Here is a 19,535-nt window from a genome sequence, read left to right as displayed (position 1 = left end):
AAGCGGCCGGTCTGCGCAGGTGGAACGCTCTGGTCGCGTCGCGCGCTATTCGGCGCAGGGAGTGGAGGAGCCGAGTTCGGTCATCGCCCGGCGTAGTTCGTCTTCGGTCAGTGCGGGTGTGGGGAGTGGGTGGGCGCGTTCGGCGCGGAAGGCGTCGAGCATGAGGTGGAGGTGGCGTCGCCAGGTTCGGGGTGCCACGTTCGAGGTGGCCGCGGTGATGCGGCTGTGGGACCAGACGACGAAGACCAGGTCCTCCGGCGTCAGGTCGGGCCGCAGCGTGCCTTGGTCCTGAGCGCGTCGCATGGCCTGCCGGGCCAGCTCGCGGATGCGCGTGAGCCGGTCCTGGATGCAGTCGGACAGCGGTAGCCGCATCGAGGCCAGGTCGTTCATGCCCTGGTCGTCGGCTTGCAGTTCGCACATCGCTTCGAGGTAGCGGCAGAACCCCTCCCAGGGATCCTCGGCCACCACCGCCTCCTCCGCGGCGGCGAGCCAGGCTTCGAACTTCTTCTCGAAGACGGTCTGGACGAGGTCGAGCCGGGTGGGGAAGTGGCGGTAGAGGGTGCCGATGGCGACGCCGGCTTCCTTGGCCACGTGCTCCAGCGGTGCTTGGAGGCCTTTCCTCGCGAAGGCGTCCGCGGCTGCGGTGAGCAGGGCGTCGCGATTGCGTTGGGCGTCGCGTCGCAGTGGCTGTGGCGAGTTCGCCCGGGTCGGTCCCATGCGGCCAGTCTACCAAGTGGAGGGTGCCCTCATTTTGTTGTACGGTGAAACATGAGGGTGCCCTCGACTAAGGCTCGACCCGAGGGCAACGAGAAGCGTCGTACGCAAGGGGTTGTGAAATGGGACGGATTTCCGGCAAGACGGCCATCGTGACCGGCGGTGCCATGGGCATGGGAGCCGCCACCGTCGCGCGGTTCGCCGCCGAGGGCGCCAACGTCGTGATCGCCGATGTGCACGCCGAGGCGGCTCGCGCCTTGGCTGAGGAGCTCGGCGGAAACGTCGTGTTCCTGGCACTCGACGTCGCCGATCCGGCGGCCTGGGCCGACGTCGTCAAGCGGACGGAGGAGAGGTTCGGCGGGGTCGACATCCTGGTGAACAACGCCGGCATCGCCGACACCGGTCCGTTCGAGGAGTGGAGCGCCGCTCGCCTGCAGCGGGTGCTGGACGTGAACTTGTTCGGGGTGTTCCACGGCATCCAGGCGGTCACGCCGGTGATGAAGAAGGCCGGTGGCGGGGCGATCGTGAACGTCGGCTCGGTCGGAGCGCTCCAGGGCTTCCCGATGATGTCCGGTTACGTGGCTTCCAAGTGGGCGGTGCGCGGGCTCACCAAGACCGTCGCGCTGGAACTGGGCAAGCACGGAATCAGGCTGAACGCGGTCCATCCCGGCCAGATCGATACGCCCATGACGAGCAACGTGACGTTCGAGACCGACCACGTCGCCCTCGGACGGATGGGCCAGGCAGGGGAGATCGCCGACATCATCCTCTTCCTCGCCGGTGATGACGCGCGCTTCGTCACCGGCGCCGAGATCACCGGTGACGGCGGGCAGAGCGCCGGCCAGGCGGACTACCAGGGCGTGCCCAAGTAGGGCACGGAGGCGGACCACTGACCGCGACGTCGGGTGCCTGGGGGTTTGATCGCCGGTCGGCTCCGCCGTGGAACCTGCCGCCGATATGGGGGATATAGGCAAGTCGTCCCGCGTTGACCAGCGTTCTGGGATACTGCCACGCGATCGTGTCAACGAGTCGAAGTGGGACGACCTCGTGCGTATCGCCCCTCGCCCCAACCCCCAGTGGACCTTCAACCCTCCCCCGGGCTGGACCGTCACGGAGGGGTGGGAGCCGCCCGCCGACTGGGCCGGCCCCGAGCCGCACTGGCCGGCGCCGCCACCGTCCTGGCCGTGGTGGATCGAGCCCGCCCACATCCCGGACGTCTCCGCGCCGCGGCAGGGGGATCCGGCGGAGGTGGGGCCGTACCGGATCGTCGGACGGCTGGGGGCCGGCGGGATGGGGATCGTCTACGCGGGCGTCGACGCCGCGGGCCGGCGGGCCGCGGTCAAGCTGATCCACGACATGTACGCCACGAACCAGGAGTTCAGGGTACGGTTCCGGCGCGAAGTGGCGATGCTGCGCCGGGTCCAGGGCTCCTGCTGTGTACGGATGCTCGCGGCCGACGCCGATGCCCGGCAGCCGTGGCTGGCGACGGAGTACATCGCCGGGCGCACGCTGACCGAGCACGTCCGCGTCGAAGGGCCGCTCAGCGGCGACGGGCTGTACGGGCTGGCCGCCGGGCTCGCGGAGGCGCTGGTCGCCGTCCATGCGGTGGGCGTGGTGCACCGGGACCTCAAGCCCTCCAACGTGATGGTCTCCCCGCAGGGCCCGCGCCTGGTGGACTTCGGCATCGCCCGCGCGCTCGACGGCACCTCCCTCACGGCGACCGGCCACGTGATCGGCTCTCCGGGATGGGTGAGCCCCGAGGAGTACGCCGGCGAACCGGCCGGACCGGCGGCCGACGTCTACGGCTGGGCGCTCGTCGTCGTGTACGCGGCGACGGGGGAGCAACCGTACAGAGCCAGCCGCCCCGAGGCGCTCGCCCACCGGGTCCTGACCGCGACGGTCGACACCGCCAAGGTGCCCGAAAGGCTTCGTTCGACGGTCGACAGAGCCCTCGCGAAGACGCCCGGGACCCGGCCGTCCATGGACGAGGTGCTCGCGGTGGTCGCCGACGCGTGGCGCGCTCACCACGGCGAGCCGGGACCCAGGACGTCGGACCCCGCCACCGACGTCACAGCCCGCCTGAGACGCGTCTGGACCGTCCAAGGGGTCGATTCCGTCGCGCGCTGGGGAGGTGTCGGAGAGCGGCAGGCGGAGCCTGTTCGGTCGCGGAGGGAGCGATTACGGCGGGTCTCGCCTGTCGTCGCGGTGGTGGCGGCCCTCGGGTGCGCGGGGGTGATCCTGCTCAACGTGCGGCCGGACTCGCCCGGTGCGCAGCGTCCTGAATCATCGGCTGCCACAGCGACCGACGCCCGGTCGTCGCCACCGGCCTCCCCCGTGGCGAGCGTCCCGGAGACCGCGGCGGACCTGGCCGCCGCCCTCGACCTGGCGCTCGACGCCACCCCCGCCGCCACCTTCTCCTCCCAGGGCGCCTTCGCGGAGAGCGCCGTCTCCGCGCGGGCGAGCGGCAGCCTGCTGAGCCGCGGTTCGCCGTCCGAGGACGACTTCGAGATGCGGATCACCCCCTCCGACACACCCGCCGCCGATTACGTCGTCGCAGGCGGAGACCTGTACGTGGACAGGCCGGGAGCTCCCGCCAAGAGCCTGACGGACCAGAAGGCCGGGAGCGCGGACTGGTACGCGCTCATGGTCGCCGGTACGGCCGGGCCGTCCGTCATCCACCAGCTGGTCCAGAACTCCGCCGACGTGCGCCGTACCGACCGGACCTATTCCGGCGGCCTGCCCACGACCAGGACGAGTGGCCCGTTGCGGATGCTGCTGGACTCCTGGCGGGGCGGGAACGTGGGCGAGGAGAACGACAACTCGTACCTCAGTTACAAGCTCACCGTCGACGCGGACAACCGTCCGACGAGCTTCGTCCTGACCTGGAAAGTCCCGGTGAGCGGCAGCGGCACCTACGAGTCCGAGTTCGCCACGACCTACAGCGGGTGGCAGAAGACCGGCAAGATCTCCAAGCCGTGACCGGTGTCCTGATGGGGTCGGCCGGAAGGTTGCGTGGCCGCGGAAGGTCGCGGGGCGCGTGTCCCCCGTGCGAGCTACCGGCCAATGTCCACCGTGCGGTGACGCCCCCGGGGTCGTCCCGTCCATAGCGTTCTCGGTGTGGTCACGGCGCTTCGGCGCCCCCCGCCGCACTGCCGTGTGAATCTCACTGGAGGACATCATGTTCCGCAAGACGAAGGCATCCCTCGTGACCGCGCTGTGCTGCGCTGTGGTCGGTGCGGGAGTCGCCGGCTGTTCCAGCGAGGAGGTGGAGAACTGGGATCCCTTCGCCGCCCCTTCGCAGGCGCCCAAGGCCGAAGTGATCTCCGGGGTCAAGAAGATCGAGGTCGAGGGCCGGTCGGTGAACGTGTCCTGCTCGGGCACCCCGGCGAAAGGCGAGCCGGTCGTCGTCCTGCTGGCCGGGGCGGGGGATGGGCTGGACAAGCTGGCCGCCTTCCAGAAGACGGTGAGCGAGAAGAGCCGGGTCTGTTCGTACGATCGGCTCGGCGCGGGCGCGAGCGACCAGCCGGAGGGCCCGCAGGACTTCGCCGCCGCGGGGAAGACGCTGACCGGGGTGCTCGACCAGGTCGCGGGCGGCGAGCCGGTGGTGCTGGTGGGGCATTCGCTGGGCGGGCTGATCGCCGCGCGGTACGCCCCCGACCATCAGGACAAGGTCAAGGGGCTGGTCCTGCTGGACGCGACGCCACCCACGATGTCCGGCGACATCGAGAAGGCGATCCCGGAGTCGGCCAAGGGCCCGGCGGCCGAGTTGCGGGCGCAGAACCTCGCGGTGTTCGAGGGGCAGAATCCGGAGAAGCTCGTCGTCCCGGACGGCAAGGTCAGCTCGGCCGGGGACATCCCGGTGGAGGTGATCCAGCACGGTAAGCAGTACCTCGCGGCCCTCCCGCAGTACGGGCCGCTCCTGGAGAAGGCGTGGTCCGCAGGGCAGCGCAAGTGGCTCGCGCTGTCCAGCGGCAGCAAGCTGAGCACGGCCGAGAAGAGCGAGCACTACATCTACGTCGACCAGCCCGACGTCGTGGTCCGGGCGATCCAGCGCGTCACCTCGCAGGCCGCAGGCTGAGCGAACGCCGGTCGACCGGCCGATCGTCGGCTCCGCGCCACGAGGCCGCGGTGTGTCGCGGGATCGCCCAGCCGGACTGGACCGGCCGGGCGGTTCACAGCGGGTGCAGGCCGAAGTAGCGGCGGCCCTTGTAGACGAGCGGGTCCTGGGCGGGCAGGGTCGAGGAGTCCTCGACCGCGCCGATGACGATGACGTGGTCGCCGCCGTCGACGGTCTCCGACACGGCGCACTCGATCACGGCGGAGCTGTGCTCGCGCAGCACGGGCAGGCCGCCGCCCCCCGAGGTCCACGCGGTCGACGCGAACCGGTTGACCCCCGGCGTCGCGAACAGGGCCGCGATGCCGGAAGCCTCGCTGTGCAGCACGTTGATCGCGAATCGACCGGCGGTCAGCACGACCGCCAGCATCCCGGCCCGCCGGTCGAGGGAGACCGCCAGCAGGGGAGGCCGCTTGGACAGCGGGATGACGCTGCCCACCGTCACCCCCTGCGGCAGCCCGTCGTCGTCCACCGTGGTCAGGACCGCGACCCCCTGCGGGAGGCGGGACACCGCGGCGCGGAAGCCGGCCAGCGTGGGGAAGTGGGCGTCGTCCGCCCCGGCGGGCTGGGTCATCGGGCAGGGCCTTTCGTGCGAGACGGTCGTCAGCGGCTTTCGTGCGAGGCGGTCGTCAGCGGAGGGCGGGGGAGAGGATGGCGGCGGCCTCGGCGAGGGCGACGCGGAGACTGTGCAGTTTCTCGTCGGTCATGCGCTGGGTGGGCCCCGCCGCGCTGATCGTGGCGACGACGGCGCCCGAGCGGTTGCGGACGGGGACGGCGACGGCGCGAACGCCCTCGTTGCGTTCCTGCTCGCTGGTGGCGTAACCGCTCTCACGGACCCGGGCCAGCTCCGCCCTGAGCCGGTCCGGGTCCACGATGGTGGCGGCGGTGTATCTGGTCAGGCCACCGGCGATGACCGTGTCCAGGAGCCGCTCGTCGCCGAAGGCGAGCAGGACCTTGCCGCCGGCGCTGGCGTGCGGCTGGCTGAGCGGGGACGGCGCGGCGACCAGCCGTACCGCGATGTCCTGAGGTTCGCGCCGGTCGACGTAGAGCAGGCTGTCCTCGACCAGGATGCCGAGATGGACGGTCTCGCCCCAGTCGCGCACCAGCCGGTCGAGCAGCGGGCCGGCCGCGCTGACCAGCGGGCTGCGCTCCCCGGCGAAGGCGCCGAGCGCGATGATCTTCGGGCCGAGTGAGTAGTCCTTGAACGCGTCCTGCTGGACGTAGGCCCGCCGTTCCAGGATGGCCAGGATGCGGTGCACGGTGGGTTTGGGCAGGCCGGTGGCCGCCGCGATGGAGGCCAGGCTCCGGTTGCCCCGGCCGGTCTCCAGCGACTCCAGGATGACCAAAGCCTTGTCGATCGCGGTGTCCATCAGGGGTCAGCCGGTGGCCAGCAGGCGGTTCACCCGGTCCAGCAGCGGCCGCCGGTCCAGGGAGAGGTAGCGGTTGGCGCGCAGCCGCACCGGGTCGCCCGCGTAGAAGCGCTCGTAGAGCAGCTGACGCGAGCCGAAACCGTCCCCGGCCAGGTCCCAGGCCAGGCTGAAGACCCCGAGCCGCCGCTCGGCGTCGGCGGACCTGCCCTGGTAGAACCGGCGCACCGCGTCGCCGATCGGCCCGGTCAGGCTGGTCTCCGCCGGAATGTTGATCAGCCCGCTCCCGCTGACCTGCTGGATGATCTCTACCATCCGGGGATAGAAGAACGGGAACAGCCCGCGTACGGCCAGCAGCCCGTCCCGGTCGGGCACGAACACGCCGGGGTCCCACGCGCTCGGCCGGACGGTGGTTTCCGCGCCGGTGATCGCGCTGGTCATGATCTGGCTGAGGTCCACCAGCTCGCCCAGCTTCTCCTGGACGTTCAGGAAGCCGTCCACGCCGATCGTGTCGGCGGCCGTGGTGGCGATGGCCAGCGCCAGCTCCGCCTTGACCGCCGAGCGGACCGTGGTCTGGTGCGCGGCGAAGGTGGTGGTGTCGGTGGCCCGGTGCGCGGTGTTGACCGCCTCCACGTCCCGGTAGAGGAAGACCCGCTCCCACGGCACCAGCACCTCGTCGAAGATCACGAAGGTGTCCATCTCGTCGTACCTGGTGGCGAGCGGGTGCCGGTCACTGCCGGGGTGGGAGAGGGGCTCGCGGCAGATCAGGCGCAGGCCGGGCGTGGCCACCGGGATGGCGAAGGCCAGCGCGTACGCCTCCTCGTCGGGCTTCAAAGGGGGCCCGGGGTGCAGCGACACCATGATCTCGTCGGCGAACGGCGCCAGGGTGGCCAGCAGGCGCGCGCCGGAGACGACCACGCCCGCGTCGGTCTCCTTGACCGCGTGCAGGGCCACCCCGGGGTCGGCCGCCTCGGAGGCCGCGGCGGAGCGGTCCACCTGCGGGTTGAGCAGCGCGTGGGTGAGGCAGAGATTGCCCGAGCCGACCCGCTGGTAGTAGTCCTCGATGTTCTTGCCCCAGGCGGGCTCGCGTTCGGCGAAGAAGCCCGAGGCCACCCGCATCGCGGTGAGCATGGCGTTCATGAAGTCGGGGGAGCGGCCCATCAGGCCGTGGGTCAGGTCGGCGCCGATCCGGAACGCCAGGCCCCTGCGGCGCACGTCCTCGGGGGTGCGCGGAATGAGCAGGGAGGTGGGCCAGATCGAGCCGTCGTCCTGGGTGAAGGTGAGGCTGGGGGCGAGCTGCTCGTCGGCCTGGGCGTCGTAGTTGGCGGCCATCGACCGGATGGCCCCGGCGAAGGCGGGCTCCGTGGTGACGTCCTCGACCCTGCGGTTGCCGAGCCACACCTCGCGCCCGTCCCTGAGGGCCTCGATGTAGTCCTGTCCCGATCGTCCGCGCATGTTCTCTCTCCAACCGACTGCGGGGGACCCCCGTTCCATATGGTGGAACGCATTCCATTCGGGGTTGAAGGATGTACAGCGCAGGTCAGTGCTGTCAAGGCCGGCGAAGAGAGGGGAAAGTCACACCCGTTCACGCGTATCGTACGATGTACCGTGCGCGCATGAGTATTGGTTTCGGCACCCTGGCGCGGATCGGGCACCTGTATCCCTCCGGGGGCCTGTGCGACTACGAGATACAGCGGATGGCGCCGGACGGCGTCCAGTTCGTCACCACCCGGATGCCCTTCCGCCGGACCGGGCTCGCGGACGACCTCGCTCTGTTCGACGACCTGGAGGCGCACAGCCGACTCCTGGCCGACGCCGAGGTGGACCTCATCGCGGTGAACTGCACGGCGGCCACCATGCTGGCCGGGCCCGACGCGGTGAACTCCCGCGTGCGCGCCGCCACCGGCATCGCCGCCACCACCACGATCGAGGCGGTGCTCGAAGCTCTCGCCGCCGCCGGGATACGCAGGGTGGCGCTGCTCACGCCGTACGAGGAGGAGGTCACGGCGGCGGAGGTCGCGTTCCTGCGCGCTCAGGGGCTGGAAGTGGCCGGTACGGCCACGCTGCCCTGCCGGACGCCGGTCGAGCAGGCCGAGCGGGACCCCGAGGTCTGGCGGCGGCTGGCCCGCGACCCCGCGCTGCAGCAGGCGGACGGGCTGCTGATCAGTTGCGCGGGCATCCGGGTCGCCCCGGTCCTGGCCGACATCGAGCGGGAGTTCGGCCGCCCGGTGATCGCCAGCAACCAGGCCCTGCTCTGGCGCTGCCTGCGCATGACCGGGGTCCAGGACCGACCGGCCGGATTCGGCGCTCTTCTGAACGGAGTCTTCGGATGATCCGCAGATCATATGTGGACACCAGGTTCGGCCAGCTGCACCTGGCCGAGTGCGGTACGGGGCGGCCGGTGCTGTTCCTGCACCAGACGCCGCGCTCCTGGCGCGAGTACGCCGCCGTCCTGCCGATCGCCGGTCGCGAGGTCCGGGCGATCGCCATGGACACGCTCGGCTTCGGCCAGTCGGCGCGGGTGACGCGGCCGTGGTCGATCGAGCTGTTCGCGGACGGGGTGGAGGCGCTGCTGGACGCGCTCGGCCTGGCCGAGGTCTCCCTGGTCGGGCACCACACCGGCGCGGTCGTCGCCGTCGAGGTGGCCGCCAGGTCGCCGGAGCGGGTACGCGCGCTGGTGCTCTCCGGCATGCCGTACGTGGACGAGGCCAGGCGGCGGCGGGTGCGGGCCGGCTCGCCGATCGACCATGTGCTCCCGCGTCCGGACGGCGGCCACCTGACCGAGCTGTGGGGCCGGCGCCGGGACTTCTACCGGCAGGGCGAGGAGCCGCTGCTGACCAGGTTCGTGGCCGACGCCCTTGAGGTGGTGGACCGGGTGGAGGAGGGGCACGTCCGGGTCAACGAGTACCGGATGGAGGAGCGGCTGCCGCTGGTGCGCTCGCCCGCCCTGGTGGTCTGCGGCGCGCTCGACGGGCACTCGCTGCCCGACGTGCCGGCGCTGACCGAGCGGCTCGGCTGCCGCTCGCTCGTGGTGGCGGAGGCCGGGGTGCCGCTGCCGGAGCAGCGCCCCGAGGAGTTCGCCCGCGCCGTGCTGGACTTCGTCGGCGAAACTCACGGCTAGCCGCCTCGTACTATGTACGGTACTGTGTTCGCACAGGTGAGGGAGGGATTATGGCCGGAGTCGACGCCGAGCTCGTCTTGCTGGTCCGCGCGATGCGCTGGGAGTCGGAAGGCGTGCTTTCCGTGACGCTCGAGGACCCCGGTGGCGAGCTGCCGGCCTGGGAGCCCGGGGCGCACATCGATGTGGAGCTGCCGGGGCTCACCCGCCAGTTCTCGCTCTGCGGCGACCCGGCGGACCGGACCGGTTACCGGATCGCGGTGCTGCACGAGCCGGAGAGCCGGGGCGGCTCGCAGTATGTGCACACCGGGCTGCGCCCGGGGGACCAGGTGACCGTGCGGGGCCCGCGCAACCACTTCGCGCTCGAACCCGCCGAGCGGTACCTGTTCGTCGCCGGGGGCATCGGGATCACGCCGATCCTGGCGATGGTGGCCAGGGCCGAGGCCCAGGGCGCCGAGTGGGCGCTGGCCTACGGCGGCAGGTCCCGCTCCTCGCTCGCCTTCCTCGGCGAACTGGCCGGGTACGGCGACCGGGTGAGCGTGCTGCCGCAGGACGAGTGCGGTCTGCTCGACCTGGACGGCCTGCTCGCCGACCTGCCCGCGGGCACCGCCGTCTACTGCTGCGGACCCGGCGGCCTGCTCGACGCGGTCGAGGAGCGTTCGGCCGGATGGCCCGAGGGGACGCTGCACCTGGAGCGCTTCCGGGCCAAGGAGTTCGTGGCCGAAGGCGATGACCAGCCGTTCGAGCTGGTCTGCGAGAGCTCGGGGGTGACCGTCACGGTGCCGCCCGGGGAGAGCGCCGTGGACGTGCTCGAAGAGGCCGGGGTGTTCGTCTCCAGCGCCTGTCGCGAAGGCATCTGCGGGACCTGCGAGGTCAAGGTGCTGGACGGCGTTCCCGACCACCGCGACTGGGTGCTCTCGCCCGCCGATCAGGAGTCCGGGAACACCGTGCTGCTGTGCGTCTCCCGGGCTCGCGGGGACCGCTTGGTGGTCGACGCGTGACCTGGGCTGTTGACCTTCGTGCAGTAGACCGTACTGTGTACCGGACGATGATGGTTCCGGTGCGACCAGAATCAGAGAGGAAGAGCCGTGACTGATCAGCATGCGGAGAGGCGCGCTCCGGCCAAACCGCCGGCGCGGTCCACGACCCGTCCGAGCCCAGGCGAGGACTGGACCCAGTGGCCCACCTACAACGCGGCCACCCTGGGCTTCCGCAACTACTGGTACCCGGTGGTGTGGGAGCGCGACATCGGCGACAAGCCGCAGGCGGTGACGCTGCTCGGCGAGAAGATCATGGTCGCCCGCGAGGGGGACAAGATCTACGCGCTCAAGGACCGCTGCCCGCACCGGGGTGTCCCGCTGTCCCACGGCCGCCGCGAGTTCCCCGGCACGGTGAGCTGCGCCTACCACGGCTGGACCTTCGACCTGGAGAGCGGCAACCTCTCGGCCGTGCTGACCGACGGCCCCGAGTCGCCGATCTGCGGCCGGCTCTCGGTCAAGACCTACCCGGTCGAGCAGCGGCTCGGACTGGTCTGGATCTACGTCGGCGACGGTGAGCCGCACCCGATCGAGCAGGACATCCCCGCCGAGCTGCTGGACAACGACCACGTGATGGGCGGCAAGATCGACCTGCGGGCGGGCAACTGGCGGTTCGCCGCCGAGAACGGCTTCGACGAGGGCCACGCCAAATACCTGCACAACACCGCGCTGTGGCGGCTGTTCAAGGTGATGCCCGCCTGGAACAAGACCCGGGTGGCCGAGGTCGGTCCCTGGCTGATCCGGGTCCAGGACGAGGTCCACTGGGAGGCCGACTACCCCGGGCTGGGCACCTGGAGCAACAAGCGCTGGTGGAAGCGCATGCCGCTGCCCGACGCGCCGGGCAAGGGCAAGAACGTCAACCCGGTGATCGCCGGGCTGGACATTCCCGGCTTCGTGTCGATCCGGCTGCCCGGCCTGCTCCGCGTCGCCTACCCGCACTTCATCCACTACGAGTGGTACGTCCCGGTCGACGCGGACACGGTGAGATACGTCCAGATGATGGTCAGGTTCGAGAGCGGCGCGAAGGGGCTGCTGTTCAAGCTCAAGTATCTGAGCGCCATCCGGTGGCTCTTCCACGGCCAGTTCACCGCCCAGGACGCCTGGATGGTGGACGTGATGGACGCCCCGCCGGAGAAGCTCTACCGGCCGGACCTGTCCATCACCGGCTGGCGGCGGCTGATCGAGAAGGCCCGTCCCAAGCCGCAGCCCTACGACCCCGCCTCCGGATCCCCGAGTGCCTGAGCTTCGCCGGGTCGCCGCCGCCGGGCTCGACCTCGCCTACCGGGAGCTCGGCGCGGGACGGCCGACCCTGGTCCTGCACGGCGGCGGTCCCGGCTGCGCGGCCTGGACCGACTTCGCCCCCGTGGCGGAGGCGCTGGCCCCAGGACGCCGGTTGATCTTCCTGGACCTGCCGCAGTTCGGCGAGTCGCCGGTGCCGGTGATCGGCGAACCGGTGTTCGGCTACCACGCCGGGCAGGTGCTGGCCGTGCTCGACCGCCTCGGCCTGGCCGAGGTGGACCTGGTCTGCCAGTCCTTCGGCGGTTCCGTGGCGCTGCGCCTGGCCGCGCTCGCCCCGAACCGGGTCGGCCGGATCGTCGCCACCGGGAGCGCGCCCACCCCGCCGGACGGCGGCGTCACCGGCCCGGCCATCAGGGACGCCTACTACGGCGGCGACGGCCCGTCCGAGGCGAAGATGGCCGAGCTGATCGGCGCGCACGAGTTTCACGACCGGGCCCGCGTTCCGGCGGAGACCGTACGGGCCAGGTACCGCGCCAGTGTGCGCCCCGAGTATCTGGCGGTGGCCACCGACACCGCCGCCCGGGGAGCACCGGAGGACCTGGCCGGGCTGCTGCCCCGGGTGGACCGGCCGGTGCTGCTGCTGTGGGGGGCGGGCGACCCGTTCGCCGGGCCGTCGTACGCGCTGGGTCTGACCCGGCTGCTGCCCCGCGCCGACCTGCACGTGCTGGCCCGGACCTCGCACCACCCGCAGCAGGAGCGGCCCCGCGCCTACGCGGCGGCCGTGCGGGCCTTTCTCGACCGATGACCCTGTGAATGGAGATCTCATGCGCCGTGTTCTGGGCGTTACCGCCACCGTGCTGCTCGCGACGACAGCGGCCCTGCTCATCCCCCCGGTCCGCCGCCGCCTGGACGTGCTGCTGATCCGCACCACCGGCACCACCGTGCGCACGCAGCGGAAGGGCTGACATGACCGGCACGACCGACCTGGTGGTCAACGGCGAGCGCGTCACCGTGCGGGCGGACGCGCGCACCTCGCTGGCCCGGGTGCTGCGCGAGCAACTGCGCTGCACCTCGGTGAAGCTCGCCTGCGAGCGCGGCGAATGCGGCGCCTGCACGGTGCTGGTCGGCGGCGTGCCCCGGATGGCGTGCGTCACCCCGGCCCGGCTGGTCGGCCGCGAGGTGGTCACCGCGGAAGGGCTGGGCGAGGAGGCACGTGACCTGCAAGAAGCGTTCGCCGACCACGGGGCCTTCCAGTGCGGTTTCTGCACCGCGGGGCAGCTCGTGCACGCGGTCGCCGTCCTGCGCGGCCCGGTCCCCGGCGGCGCGGAGCTGGAGCCCTACGTCCGGCGGCGGCTGAGCGGCAACATCTGCCGCTGCACCGGCTACAACGGCCTGGTGGACGCGGTGTGCGCGGTCGCGGAGGCGAGGACATGAGCATCGGCGAGCGGGCCAGGCCGATCGACTGGCGGCTGCGCAGCCTCGGCCTGGTGGACTACACCGCCGACCTGTCCGAGCCCGCCCACCTGCACGCCGCCGTGCTGCGCTCGCCGCACCCGTACGCGCTGATCGCCTCGATCGACACCGGCCGGGCCGAGCGGATGCCCGGCGTGCGCGCCGTCATCACCCACGCGGACTTCCCGCCCGGCGCGCTCTACCAGCACCGGGGCGGCCCTCTCTCGGACCGGCCGCCGCTGGCCGGGGACGTGGTGCGCAACGTCGGCCAGGAGGTCGCCGCGGTCGCCGCCGACACGCGCGAGCAGGCCGAGGCCGCCTGCCGGGCGATCCGCGTGCGCTACCGGCCCAGGCGGGCTCCCCTGACGATCGCCGAGGCGCGCGCCCCCGGAGCCCGTGAGCTGCACCGGCGCACCACCGGCCTGCGCAACGTCAGCGTCCGCTGGGCCGCCGACTGGGGCGACGTGCCGGCCGGCCAGGCCGCCGCCGCGCACACCGTGACCGGCGCGTTCGTCTACCCCAGCGTCTCGCACGCGGTGATGGAGCCCAACACGACGCTCGCCGCCTGGGACGCCGAGCGCGAACTGCTCGAACTGTGGACCTCGACCCAGGCGCCCTGGTTCATCGTCAAGGAGGTCGCGGGCCTGCTCGGGCTCTCCCGCGACCAGGTGATCTGCCGGGAGGTCGCGGTCGGCGGCGGGTTCGGCGCCAAGTCCAAGATCTCCGAGCACGAGGTGCTCGCCGCCGCGCTGGCCCGCAAGTCCGGCCGGCCCGTGCTGCTCGAACTCAGCCGCGAGGAGGAGTTCGCCGCGAACAAGCCCCGGCACCGGTTCGAGACCCGGCTGCGCACCTCCGCCGACGCCGACGGGCGCATCAGCCTGTTCGAGGCCGACATCGACGTGGACAACGGCGCCTACAACCACATGGGCTCCTCGGTGCTCCGGGTCGGTGTCATCACCCTCGGCTCGATGTACCGGCCCGACGGGGTGCGCTTCGACGCCCGGCTGGTGGACACCGCCACGCAGGCCGGCGGCCAGTTCCGTGGCTACGGCACCCCCCAGGTCTCGCTCGCGGTGGAGAGCCAGGTGGACGAGCTGGCCGAGCGGCTCGGCGTCGACCCGATCGAGCTGCGGCTGCGCAACCTGGGCGCGGAGTGGAGCACGACGCTCTGCGGATACGAGGTGACCACCAACCGGCTGGGACCCTGCCTGGAAGCGGTCCGCGACGGCCTGGACTGGGACGCCCGCAGGCGCGAGCGGCCCGCGGGCCACGGCCTCGGCGCGGCGGTCGGCATGCACGGCAGCGGCGCGTACGCCTACGAGTTCGCCAACCGGAGCGACGCGGCCATCGACCTGTTCGAGGACGGCAGCGCCCGGGTCCGCTTCGGCGGGGCCGACGCGGGGACCGGGCAGCGCACCATCCTCGCCCAGGTGGCCGCGCACGAGCTGGGCGTCCCGCTGGACCGGGTGGAGGTGCTCTCGATGGACGGCGAGCACACGCCGTTCGAGCTGGGCGCCTGGTCCTCCCGGGGCACCCACATGACCGGCTCCTCGGTCGGGCAGGCCGCCAGGGAGCTGGCCGACCGGCTCAGGACCCTCGCCGCCGACAAGCTCGGCGAGGGCCGGATCGAGCTGCGCGACGGCCAGGCCGTCCGCGGCGACAGCTCCGTCCCCCTCGGTGACCTGGTACGGCTCAGCCCCGACAGTGTCGACGGGGTGCTCAGCCACGAGACCAGTTACCTCCTTGAGGGTACCGAGATGCTCACCCCGGACCGGGACACCGCCAACCTGTCGCCCACGTACGCGTTCGCCGCGCACGGGGCGGAGGTGCACGTGGACCGCCGTACCGGCAAGGTCAGCGTGGTCGACTACGTCGCCGCGCACGATGTGGGCCGGGCGATCAACCCGACCATGGTGGAGGGCCAGATCGCGGGCGGCGCCGCGATGGGCCTGGGCGCGGCGCTGGGCGAGGAAGTGGTCAGGGAGGGCGGGCGGGTGGTGAACGCCGCCTACGTCAACTACGCCCTGCCACGGGCCGCCGACCTGCCGCGGATCCGGCCGGTCATCGTCGAAGGGGACGATCCGGCGGGGCCGTACGGGGCCAAGAGCGTCGGGGAGATGTCGATCATTCCGCCGGGTGCGGCGGTCGTGAACGCCATCTACGACGCGGTCGGCGTACGCGTGCGCGAGCTGCCCGCCACCCCGGACAAGATCATTGATGAGCTGGCCAGGCAGGAGGGCCGGGTCCGGAAATTCCGGATCTGGCGCCGCCCGGACCGCTGGTGGATCGCCCTGGTCCGCTGGGCCTACCCGCGTGGGCTGCACCACGCGCTGCACCGCTGGGGTGTCCGGTTCGGGCCCGGCGTCGGGCCAGGACCCGACGCGGAGCCGCAGCCGGAGGAGCTGGTCGTCGCGGCCGGGGCGAAGGAGGCTTCCGCCGCGCTCACCGGTGACGCCGTCCTGCTCGGCGGCGGCACCGACGTCCTCACCGAGGCCCGGTTGCGCCCCGCCAGACCGGCCCGGCTGGTCTCCGTCGGCGACGCCCCCGAGCTCCGCGTACTGCGCCGCTACGCCGACGCCAATGCCGGGGCCGACGCCGGGGCCGAGGCCGATGCCCCCGAGCTCCGCGTACTGCGCCGCTACGGCGACGCCGACGGCGACGGCTTCGGGCTGGAGATCGGTACGGCGGTGACGCTGGCCGAGCTGGCCGAGGCGACCGAGCGGCTGGCTCCGGCCATCGCGGCGGCGGTGGCGAGCATCGCCTCCCCGCAGATCCGCAACGCCGCGACGGTGGCGGGGAACCTGGTCCAGGCCAAGCGGTGCTGGTTCTTCCGCAACGGGTTCCCCTGCTACAAGCGCAACGGGGCGTTGAGCCCCTGCTACGCGGTGCTCGGCGACCACCGCTTCCAGCACGCGGCGGCCGGGGCGCACCGGTGCCAGGCGGTCACGCCCTCCGATCTGGCGACCGTGCTGACCGCGTACGACGCCGAGGTGGAGATCGTCGGTCCGGCAGGCCGGACCACGGTGCCGCTGGCGGAGTTCTACACCGGGCCGGGCGAGACCGTGCTCGGCCCGGCGGACGTGGTGGCGCTGATCCGCGTCCCGGCCGCCGCACTGCGCCGGCAGGGCTCGTTCGAGAAGCTCGCCCTCTACTCCGGCGACTTCGCCACCGCCTCGGCCGCGCTCACCGCGGCCGTCGACGAGCGGGGGGCGTGGTCGGACGTGCGCCTGGTCCTGGGCGCGGTCGCGCCCACCCCGTGGCGGCTCACCGCGGTCGAACGCGCCGTAGAGGGAACGACCCCGGACCTGGCCACGCTGCGCCGCTTGGTGGACGCGGAACTCGACCGGCACGCGGACCCGCTGCCCGGCAACGTCTGGAAACTCGACGCCGCGGCCGGTCTGGTCGAGCACGCGGCCGAACACCTCTCGACCGGCAAGGGAGCAGAACGATGATCATCTCGGAACAGGAACAGCAGTGGATCCAGGCCGCCCGCGCCCAGGTGGAGCGGATCGACCTGCGGGACCTGATCGCCTCGATGACGAGCATCCCCAGCCCCACCGGTCAGGAGGGTGAGCTGGCGCGGTGGCTGGCCGAGGAGATGGCCGGGCGCGGGCTGGCCGGGTTCTACCAGCCGATGGACGCCGAGCAGGGCAACGCCGTCGGGCGGCTGCGCGGCGACGGCACCGGTGCTGACCTGCTGCTCTATGCCCCGATCGACACCCTCACCGTCGGCACCGAGGAGGAGGACCTGCCCTGGGCCGGGACGGAGCTGCGCCGGGACATGCGCGCCGAGGGGCTGATCGAGGGCGACTATGTGGTGGGCCTGGGCGCGAGCAACCCCAAGGGCCACGGCGCGGCCCTGATCGCCGCCGCCTCGGCGGTGCGCGCCGCCGGGGTGCCGTTGCGCGGCGACGTGATAGTCGGCCTGGGCGCGGGCGGCATGCCGACCAACCGGCGTCCGGGGGCCGCCAGGCACAACGCGGGCCAGGGCAGCGGGTGCTCGTTCATGCTGGAACAGGGCGTCTGGGCCGACCACGCACTGATCGCCAAGCCCGGCTGGGCGGTGCACTGGGAGGAGGTCGGCCTGTGCTGGTTCGAGGTCGTCGTCCGAGGCACCTACAGCTACGTCGGCAGCAGGCACCGCATGGCCTACCGCAACGCCATCGTCGACGCCGGGGTGGTGGCGGCGGGGCTCGACCGGTTCTTCGAGCGCTACGCCGCCGCGCACACCCGGGGGCTGGTCGCGCCGCAGGGCAACATCGGCGCGATCGAGGGTGGCTGGACGCGCACCCCCTCGCTGTCGCCCGCCGAGTGCCGGCTGCTGGTGGACCTGCGGCTCGGTCCTGACCAGGACCCGATGTCGGTGAAGCGGGAGTTCCAGGCGGCCCTGGACGGCATTCTGGCCGAGAACCCCGGGGTGACCGCCGAGTCCAGGATGATCCTCGCCATCCCCGGCACCGCCACCCCGCAGGACGACTGGATCGTCCGCGCCGCCGTGGCCGCCTGGGAGGACGTGGAGGGCAGGCCGCACGAGCCGATCACCGCCAACAGCGGGGCCACCGACGCGAACATCCTGCGCGCCCGCGGGCTCTCCACCGCCCGCGTCGGCATGGCCAGGGCGGGCGAGGGCGCACCGCTTCCGGTGGACTTCCCGATGGGGATGAACGTGGTCGACGTCCGGGAGTTGGAGAAGCTCACCAGGACGCTCATCCACACCGTGGTCACCACCTGCACGAGAACCCGACAGGAGCTGGAGAACTCTCGATGAGCACGATCGTCGCCGGAATCGGCGCGTCACACAGCACGCTCATGAACACCCACTGGGACGAGGTCGCCGAGGACCCCGGCGCGCTCCGCTTCCGGGCCGGCCTGGAAGCGGCCAGGGACGTGCTGGCCGAGGCCAGGCCCGACACGGTGATCATCATCGGCTCCAACCACTTCAGGGGCATGTTCCTCGACCTGATGCCGGCCTTCACCGTGGGCGTCGGCGAGGTGATCGGCGCGGGCGAGGCCGACACGCCCAAGGGCCGGCTGCCCGCCGACACCGCGCTGGCCCGGACCCTGGTGGACACCCTCAGCGAGGACTTCGACCCCGCGTTCTCGCTGCGCATGCAGGTGGACCACGGCATCACGCACAGCTATCAGCATCTGGTGCCGGGACTGGACGTGCCGATCGTGCCGGTGGTGGTGAACATGTTCGCCCCGCCGCTGCCCTCACTGCGCCGCTGTGACGCGCTCGGCGCCGCGATCGGCCGCGCCGTACGGGAGGACGGACAGGACAAGCGGGTCGCGGTGATCGCCTCGGGCGGGCTCTCGCACCGGCTGCCCTGGCCCAAGTGGTACCGGGCGCTCTCCGACGACGACCGGTTCCTGGTCGAGGCGTGGCTGGAGGGCCGGGACTCCTGGCAGGAGTACGAGGTCAGGCGGCGGCAGATCATCCGGGCGGCCGAGTCGGACATCAACCCGGACTTCGACGCCCGCTTCCTGGCCGCGCTGGAGAAGGGCGACCTGAGCGAGTTCCTCGGCCTGTCGGCCGACGACGTGGATCGGGTGGCGGGCAACGGGGCGCAGGAGATCCGCTCCTGGGTCGCCATGGCCGCCGCGGTCGGCCCGGCCGAGGGCATCACGCACGCCTACGCCGCCGTCCCGCAGTGGCTCACCGGCATGGCGGTCGCCTCTATCCGGCCGCTCACCTGACCGGCAAGTCGTCTGAGCTGCTGTTCGTCTGAGCGGCCGTTCGTCTGAGCGGTCGCCTCAGGCGGCGGGCCCCGGTGTGGCGCTGGGGCCCAGCCGGTGCAGGAACCCGTCCACCAGGCAGTCCAGCCCGAACATGAACTGGTCGTCGCTCGGCAGCGAGGTCATCTCGTCGGCGAGCGACACCATGGTCGGGAACTCGGCCAGCGGCAGCCCGGAGTAGAAGTGCACCCGCTGCCGCCGCAGCTCCTCCACCTCGGGATGGCTCGGGTCGCCCCACGAGCGCGGCGCCTGGTAGCTGGCGAAGCCCAGCGTGTAGTGCATGACCAGCCCGTACGCCTGCACCGCGGTGACACCGGGCAGGCCGGATCGCTGGAGGTAGACCAGTGCGTTCTCCAGCGCTCCGCGCATCGCCTCCCGGCTCATGGTGACCCGGGTGGTGAACAGCCTGACGATGCTCGGATGCTCGCGCATCATGGTCAGCAGCGCGATGGCCAGGGCGCGCATCGCCTCCCGTGGCTCGCTCTCCGCCCCGCCGCCCGGCAGGGCCAGCCCGCCCAGCACGTCGTCGGCGATCCCGTCGAGGATCTCCTCCTTGTTGCGGAAGTAGCTGTAGAGCGTCATGGCGCCGATGCCGACCTCGGCGGCCAGCCGCCGGATGGTCAGCGCGTCTATGCTCTCCTCGTCGGCGAGGCGGGTCGCGGCCTCGATGATCTGCTCACGGTTGACCACCCGGCTGCCTTTGGCCGACCGAGACAGGGGTGCGCGCGCAGCCGTCATCGCTCTCTCCTTCAGCTCGT

Annotated in this window: 18 protein-coding genes; 13 read left to right on the top strand and 5 right to left on the bottom strand. The window is 72.1% G+C overall.

Translation table 11 applies throughout. The features are described 5' to 3' along the window. Positions 1-45: 45 nt before the first annotated feature. The gene (locus tag OHA68_RS09800) at positions 46-717 is read right to left on the bottom strand and encodes a TetR/AcrR family transcriptional regulator (protein WP_189142538.1); all 672 of its coding nucleotides are present in this window, start codon (positions 715-717) and stop codon (positions 46-48) included. Between the two features lie 119 nt (positions 718-836). Between OHA68_RS09800 and OHA68_RS09795 the strand changes: the two genes are divergently transcribed. The 3 genes from OHA68_RS09795 to OHA68_RS09785 all read left to right on the top strand — a co-directional run bounded on the left by OHA68_RS09795 (position 837) and on the right by OHA68_RS09785 (position 4,792). Then, positions 837-1,586 carry an SDR family NAD(P)-dependent oxidoreductase gene (locus tag OHA68_RS09795; protein ID WP_327107325.1) on the top strand — a complete coding sequence of 250 codons (750 nt, stop codon included), beginning with the start codon at positions 837-839 and terminating at the stop codon, positions 1,584-1,586. A 175-nt stretch (positions 1,587-1,761) separates the two neighbouring features. Further along, positions 1,762-3,693: a serine/threonine protein kinase gene (locus OHA68_RS09790; RefSeq protein ID WP_327107324.1), complete on the top strand. Its 1,932-nt coding sequence runs from the start codon at positions 1,762-1,764 to the stop codon at positions 3,691-3,693. A gap of 199 nt (positions 3,694-3,892) precedes the next feature. After that, the gene (locus OHA68_RS09785; RefSeq protein ID WP_327107323.1) at positions 3,893-4,792 is read left to right on the top strand and encodes an alpha/beta fold hydrolase; all 900 of its coding nucleotides are present in this window, start codon (positions 3,893-3,895) and stop codon (positions 4,790-4,792) included. Between the two features lie 94 nt (positions 4,793-4,886). Here OHA68_RS09785 and OHA68_RS09780 read toward each other — a convergent pair whose 3' ends face one another. Genes OHA68_RS09780 through OHA68_RS09770 form a run of 3 tightly spaced genes read right to left on the bottom strand, consistent with a single transcriptional unit; the run spans position 4,887 to position 7,650 of the window. After that, positions 4,887-5,402, bottom strand: a complete 516-nt coding sequence (locus OHA68_RS09780) for a flavin reductase family protein (RefSeq protein WP_327107322.1) — start codon at positions 5,400-5,402, stop codon at positions 4,887-4,889. Positions 5,403-5,457: 55 nt separating this feature from the next. Then, the gene (locus OHA68_RS09775; protein WP_327107321.1) at positions 5,458-6,198 is read right to left on the bottom strand and encodes an IclR family transcriptional regulator; all 741 of its coding nucleotides are present in this window, start codon (positions 6,196-6,198) and stop codon (positions 5,458-5,460) included. A gap of 6 nt (positions 6,199-6,204) precedes the next feature. Further along, complete coding sequence (locus OHA68_RS09770) at positions 6,205-7,650, bottom strand: 4-hydroxyphenylacetate 3-hydroxylase family protein (protein WP_189142544.1); 1,446 nt, start codon at positions 7,648-7,650, stop codon at positions 6,205-6,207. Between the two features lie 161 nt (positions 7,651-7,811). Between OHA68_RS09770 and OHA68_RS09765 the strand changes: the two genes are divergently transcribed. The 10 genes from OHA68_RS09765 (at position 7,812) to OHA68_RS09720 (ending at position 18,738) form a co-directional block, all read left to right on the top strand. After that, positions 7,812-8,528, top strand: a complete 717-nt coding sequence (locus tag OHA68_RS09765; protein ID WP_327107320.1) for a maleate cis-trans isomerase family protein — start codon at positions 7,812-7,814, stop codon at positions 8,526-8,528. Continuing rightward, complete coding sequence (locus OHA68_RS09760; protein WP_327107319.1) at positions 8,525-9,316, top strand: alpha/beta fold hydrolase; 792 nt, start codon at positions 8,525-8,527, stop codon at positions 9,314-9,316. Before OHA68_RS09765 ends, OHA68_RS09760 begins: the two co-directional genes overlap by 4 nt. Positions 9,317-9,366: 50 nt before the next feature. Continuing rightward, positions 9,367-10,314: a PDR/VanB family oxidoreductase gene (locus tag OHA68_RS09755; RefSeq protein WP_327107318.1), complete on the top strand. Its 948-nt coding sequence runs from the start codon at positions 9,367-9,369 to the stop codon at positions 10,312-10,314. An 87-nt stretch (positions 10,315-10,401) separates the two neighbouring features. Further along, on the top strand, positions 10,402-11,592 hold the full coding sequence (locus OHA68_RS09750) for a Rieske 2Fe-2S domain-containing protein (protein WP_327107317.1): 1,191 nt from the start codon (positions 10,402-10,404) through the stop codon (positions 11,590-11,592). Continuing rightward, positions 11,585-12,394 (top strand): alpha/beta fold hydrolase, encoded by an 810-nt coding sequence (locus OHA68_RS09745; protein ID WP_327107316.1) that lies wholly within the window; start codon positions 11,585-11,587, stop codon positions 12,392-12,394. The genes OHA68_RS09750 and OHA68_RS09745 overlap by 8 nt, the downstream gene beginning before the upstream one ends. Positions 12,395-12,413: 19 nt before the next feature. Beyond that, positions 12,414-12,554, top strand: coding sequence for a hypothetical protein (locus tag OHA68_RS09740; RefSeq protein ID WP_327107315.1), 141 nt, complete (start codon positions 12,414-12,416; stop codon positions 12,552-12,554). Between the two features lies 1 nt (position 12,555). Beyond that, on the top strand, positions 12,556-13,023 hold the full coding sequence (locus OHA68_RS09735; RefSeq protein WP_327107314.1) for a (2Fe-2S)-binding protein: 468 nt from the start codon (positions 12,556-12,558) through the stop codon (positions 13,021-13,023). After that, on the top strand, positions 13,020-16,493 hold the full coding sequence (locus OHA68_RS09730; protein ID WP_327107313.1) for a molybdopterin cofactor-binding domain-containing protein: 3,474 nt from the start codon (positions 13,020-13,022) through the stop codon (positions 16,491-16,493). Before OHA68_RS09735 ends, OHA68_RS09730 begins: the two co-directional genes overlap by 4 nt. Continuing rightward, positions 16,490-17,809 (top strand): M20 family metallopeptidase, encoded by a 1,320-nt coding sequence (locus tag OHA68_RS09725; protein WP_327107312.1) that lies wholly within the window; start codon positions 16,490-16,492, stop codon positions 17,807-17,809. The genes OHA68_RS09730 and OHA68_RS09725 overlap by 4 nt, the downstream gene beginning before the upstream one ends. Further along, a complete protein-coding gene (locus tag OHA68_RS09720; protein ID WP_327107311.1) occupies positions 17,806-18,738 on the top strand; it encodes a DODA-type extradiol aromatic ring-opening family dioxygenase in 933 nt (310 codons plus the stop codon). The genes OHA68_RS09725 and OHA68_RS09720 overlap by 4 nt, the downstream gene beginning before the upstream one ends. Before the next feature lie 57 nt (positions 18,739-18,795). Here the strand turns inward: OHA68_RS09720 and OHA68_RS09715 are convergent, their stop codons facing one another. Next, complete coding sequence (locus OHA68_RS09715) at positions 18,796-19,515, bottom strand: TetR/AcrR family transcriptional regulator (RefSeq protein WP_327107310.1); 720 nt, start codon at positions 19,513-19,515, stop codon at positions 18,796-18,798. Between the last annotated feature and the right edge of the window lie 20 nt (positions 19,516-19,535).

The sequence above is a fragment of the Nonomuraea glycinis genome, assembly GCF_035920485.1.
GTDB classification, from domain to species: Bacteria; Actinomycetota; Actinomycetes; order Streptosporangiales; family Streptosporangiaceae; genus Nonomuraea; species Nonomuraea glycinis.
This window is presented reverse-complemented; position numbering and strand designations above follow the sequence as displayed.

Excerpts from the sequence above, each read along its gene's own strand:
- OHA68_RS09800 (WP_189142538.1), bottom strand. The coding sequence starts at position 717 with ATGGGACCGACCCGGGCGAACTCGCCACAGCCACTGCGACGCGACGCC.
- OHA68_RS09795 (WP_327107325.1), top strand. The coding sequence starts at position 837 with ATGGGACGGATTTCCGGCAAGACGGCCATCGTGACCGGCGGTGCCATG.
- OHA68_RS09785 (WP_327107323.1), top strand. The coding sequence starts at position 3,893 with ATGTTCCGCAAGACGAAGGCATCCCTCGTGACCGCGCTGTGCTGCGCT.
- OHA68_RS09780 (WP_327107322.1), bottom strand. The coding sequence starts at position 5,402 with ATGACCCAGCCCGCCGGGGCGGACGACGCCCACTTCCCCACGCTGGCC.
- OHA68_RS09775 (WP_327107321.1), bottom strand. The coding sequence starts at position 6,198 with ATGGACACCGCGATCGACAAGGCTTTGGTCATCCTGGAGTCGCTGGAG.
- OHA68_RS09770 (WP_189142544.1), bottom strand. The coding sequence starts at position 7,650 with ATGCGCGGACGATCGGGACAGGACTACATCGAGGCCCTCAGGGACGGG.
- OHA68_RS09765 (WP_327107320.1), top strand. The coding sequence starts at position 7,812 with ATGAGTATTGGTTTCGGCACCCTGGCGCGGATCGGGCACCTGTATCCC.
- OHA68_RS09760 (WP_327107319.1), top strand. The coding sequence starts at position 8,525 with ATGATCCGCAGATCATATGTGGACACCAGGTTCGGCCAGCTGCACCTG.
- OHA68_RS09755 (WP_327107318.1), top strand. The coding sequence starts at position 9,367 with ATGGCCGGAGTCGACGCCGAGCTCGTCTTGCTGGTCCGCGCGATGCGC.
- OHA68_RS09740 (WP_327107315.1), top strand. The coding sequence starts at position 12,414 with ATGCGCCGTGTTCTGGGCGTTACCGCCACCGTGCTGCTCGCGACGACA.
- OHA68_RS09735 (WP_327107314.1), top strand. The coding sequence starts at position 12,556 with ATGACCGGCACGACCGACCTGGTGGTCAACGGCGAGCGCGTCACCGTG.
- OHA68_RS09730 (WP_327107313.1), top strand. The coding sequence starts at position 13,020 with ATGAGCATCGGCGAGCGGGCCAGGCCGATCGACTGGCGGCTGCGCAGC.
- OHA68_RS09725 (WP_327107312.1), top strand. The coding sequence starts at position 16,490 with ATGATCATCTCGGAACAGGAACAGCAGTGGATCCAGGCCGCCCGCGCC.
- OHA68_RS09720 (WP_327107311.1), top strand. The coding sequence starts at position 17,806 with ATGAGCACGATCGTCGCCGGAATCGGCGCGTCACACAGCACGCTCATG.
- OHA68_RS09715 (WP_327107310.1), bottom strand. The coding sequence starts at position 19,515 with ATGACGGCTGCGCGCGCACCCCTGTCTCGGTCGGCCAAAGGCAGCCGG.